Annotated in this window: 5 protein-coding genes; 1 reads left to right on the top strand and 4 read right to left on the bottom strand. The window is 38.2% G+C overall.

Annotated elements, in window-relative coordinates; all coding sequences use genetic code 11:
- Positions 1-20: 20 nt before the first annotated feature.
- The 4 genes from secB to rsgA form a co-directional block, all read right to left on the bottom strand.
- Entirely contained in the window at positions 21-479 is a 459-nt protein-coding gene (gene secB, locus CL42_RS15755) for a protein-export chaperone SecB (RefSeq protein ID WP_035270796.1), read from the bottom strand.
- Positions 480-502: 23 nt separating this feature from the next.
- Entirely contained in the window at positions 503-760 is a 258-nt protein-coding gene (grxC, locus tag CL42_RS15750; RefSeq protein ID WP_035270794.1) for a glutaredoxin 3, read from the bottom strand.
- Between the two features lie 12 nt (positions 761-772).
- On the bottom strand, positions 773-1,186 hold the full coding sequence (locus CL42_RS15745) for a rhodanese-like domain-containing protein (protein ID WP_035270792.1): 414 nt from the start codon (positions 1,184-1,186) through the stop codon (positions 773-775).
- Positions 1,187-1,278: 92 nt separating this feature from the next.
- Positions 1,279-2,337, bottom strand: a complete 1,059-nt coding sequence (gene rsgA / locus CL42_RS15740; protein ID WP_035270790.1) for a ribosome small subunit-dependent GTPase A — start codon at positions 2,335-2,337, stop codon at positions 1,279-1,281.
- Between the two features lie 124 nt (positions 2,338-2,461).
- On the opposite strand from rsgA, the gene orn reads away from it, so the two are divergent.
- Positions 2,462-3,016 (top strand): oligoribonuclease, encoded by a 555-nt coding sequence (gene orn, locus CL42_RS15735; RefSeq protein WP_035270788.1) that lies wholly within the window; start codon positions 2,462-2,464, stop codon positions 3,014-3,016.
- The last annotated feature ends 97 nt before the right edge of the window (positions 3,017-3,113 follow it).

Genomic DNA, 3,113 nt, shown 5'->3' with positions numbered 1-3,113 from the left:
GGGGGAAGTTAATCAAACGATTAAGCTTGACCTTCAGCAGCTGCAGCTTGAGCGCGTTGCATGTTTGCCTCAAACTCAGCATCGAAGTTAATCGGTGTAAGAAGTAATTGAGGGAAGCTACCTTTAGTTACAAGATCATTCACCGCTTCACGAAGGAATGGGAACAAAATATTAGGGCAATAAGCACCAAGAATGTACGGAAGACGTTCATCTTCAACGCCATCAATCAAGAAAATACCTGATTGTGTTACGTCTACGATAAATGCAGTTTCACCTGCATTCGCAGCTTGTACAACCACTTTTAAAGAAACTTCAAAATGAGTTGGATCTACTTTTTCAGCTGATGAAGAAAGATTGATGTTTAACTCAGGTTGCCATTCTTTTGTAAAAACCGCAGCACCAGGAACTTCAAAAGAAATATCTTTTGTATAAATACGTTCTAATGCTAATTGTGGTTGAACTTGTTGTTCTTCACTCATTCTTAATTCCTTAGATTTAGTGATTATGCCAATAATTCGTCTAGTTTACCTTCACGCTCTAAAGCATAAAGTTGGTCGAAACCACCGATGAATTGATCTTTAATGAAAATTTGTGGCACTGTGCGATGGTTGGTTTTTTGCATTAACTCAACACGAACCTCAGGTGCTTCTTTTGATAAATTAATTTCTTTGTACTCAATGCCTTTACGTTCAAGGAGTTGCTTTGCACGTACGCAATAAGGACACATCGTTGTTGAATATACAGTCACTTGAGCTGTCATTTTACAAACTCCTTAAGCTTTTTTGCTTTTTACTAAAGGTAAGCCTTGAGCTTTCCAGTTACTAATGCCACCGTCTAAACGATAACTATCTGTATGACCGACTTGTTGTAAAGCAGAGCCTGCAACTTGGCCTAAATTACAAATGAATACCAATGGACGGTCCGCAGCTTTTAATTCTTCAACATTGGCAGCAATTTGACTATATGGAATATTACGACTACCACTAATATGACCTTCACGGAAATCTTTAGCATCGCGCAAATCAATCAGCATCGCATTTTTAGCTTTCACTAAAATTCCGAGCGATTGTGGCGAAATTTTACGACCACTACGTTGTCCTTCAAAAACGAAAAACAAAACAATAAGGGCCCCTAAAATTGCAAATAAAAAGGGGTGATTCCCCATAAATTCGAACCAACGTTCCACAAATCACCTAATGACTAATTAAAAACTGCGTTGAGTATAACGTATATATATGGTGATCAAAATCACTGCTTCAAGGGCGTGCTTAAAGAAAACTAATTTTTTTGTTGCGCCTCAGTAATCTCATCTATTAGACGTAAATAACTTTCTAAACGTCTTTGTAAAATATCACCATTTTTGACACCTTCTTTAAGCGCACATTGCTTTTCGTGCGTATGGGTGCAATTGCGATACTGACAATGTCCTAAGAGCGCAGAAATTTCAGGAAAGCCACCATCGATTTTCTCATGATCTAAATGCCATAAGCCAAATTCACGAATACCTGGGGAATCGATTAAAGCACCATTTTCACCAAAACGAATTAAACGTGTTGAGGTCGTGGTATGTTGACCGAGTGCGGAGTTTTCTGAAATGACATTGGTTTTTTGATCAGCATCAGGAATGATGGCATTAATAAGTGTACTTTTCCCAACACCTGATTGACCTACAAATGCAACAGTTTGGTTGTCAATACGTTGAATCAACTCATCTAAATTACCATTAGATTGGGTCAGGATGAAATCATAACCAAGTTGACGATATTCTTCTGCTAACAGCAAAATTGGATCATTTTCTTTCAGTAAATCACATTTGTTTAATACTAATAAAGCAGGAATATTGGCATCTTCACATGCAACCAAATAACGATCAATTAGGGTTGGTGCAGGTTCTGGTAACGGTGCAATCACAATGACGATCAGGCTGATATTTGCAGCTACTGGTTTTACTTTGTGATAACGATCTGGGCGAGTCAACAAGGATTGTCGCGGTTGAATCGCTGTGATAATACCTAAGCCAGTATTTGGATCTGCTTGCCATTTTACGCGATCACCTGTAACCAATAATTCTAAATTGGTACGGGTATGACAACGCCAAACGCTATTCAGCTCAATAGGTTTCCAAAAAGGTTCTGGCTCACCTTCTTTGGTATCTGGTTTTATTGGATGTTGATCAGGCAAGGAGAGGGCTTGTACTTCGAGTTGTCGACCATAGTGTTGGACGACTAAGCCTTCTAAGTCGTGAGACGTGTCGAGTTCTTCTTGACGTGTTTGATGTTGTTTCTGAATACGACGTTGTTGTTGCTCTGTCAAACGACGCTTACGAATTAAAGCCATTCACAACCTAAAAAACCTTGAAATTTAGATGGCAAAAATAGCATGATGAGCCATGGATTTACAGCCAAGATCGGAATAATTTGCTACTATCCATCTTTAATTTAGCCCAATAAGATTGCACTTTATGAGCAGCACCCCAGATACCCGCTTAATTTGGATCGACCTTGAAATGACAGGGTTAGATACAGACAATGATCAGATTATTGAAATTGCAACGATTATTACGGATGATCATTTAAATATTCTTGCTGAAGGCCCAGTGTTAGCTGTACATCAGTCAGATATTATTTTAAATGCGATGGATGAGTGGAATACACGTCAGCACGGGCAATCTGGACTTATTGAACGCGTACGCCGTAGTAAGTTAACTGCGCAAGATGCTGAGCAACAAACACTTGAATTCTTAAAAAAATGGGTCAATCCTAAATCATCTCCAATGTGTGGAAACTCAATTTGCCAAGATCGCCGTTTCTTACATCGTTTAATGCCAGAGCTTGAGCAGTTCTTCCATTACCGTAATTTGGATGTGTCTTCTGTTAAAGAGTTAGCAAAACGCTGGCGCCCAGAAATTATGAGTGGTTTAAAGAAAAATGCTTCTCATCTTGCGATGGATGATATTCGTGACTCAATTGCTGAATTGAAGTATTACCGTCAATATTTTTTCATCTCAAATAATTAAAAAGTTCTGTTGAAATTTTAGAAAAGGGGCTAAGGCCTCTTTTTTATAGATTTTATAAATGATCTAAAGAACAAAGTATTAATTAAAATGTTTAAAA

The sequence above is a fragment of the Acinetobacter sp. Ver3 genome (assembly GCF_000632455.1).
Lineage (GTDB): Bacteria > Pseudomonadota > Gammaproteobacteria > Pseudomonadales > Moraxellaceae > Acinetobacter.
This window is presented reverse-complemented; position numbering and strand designations above follow the sequence as displayed.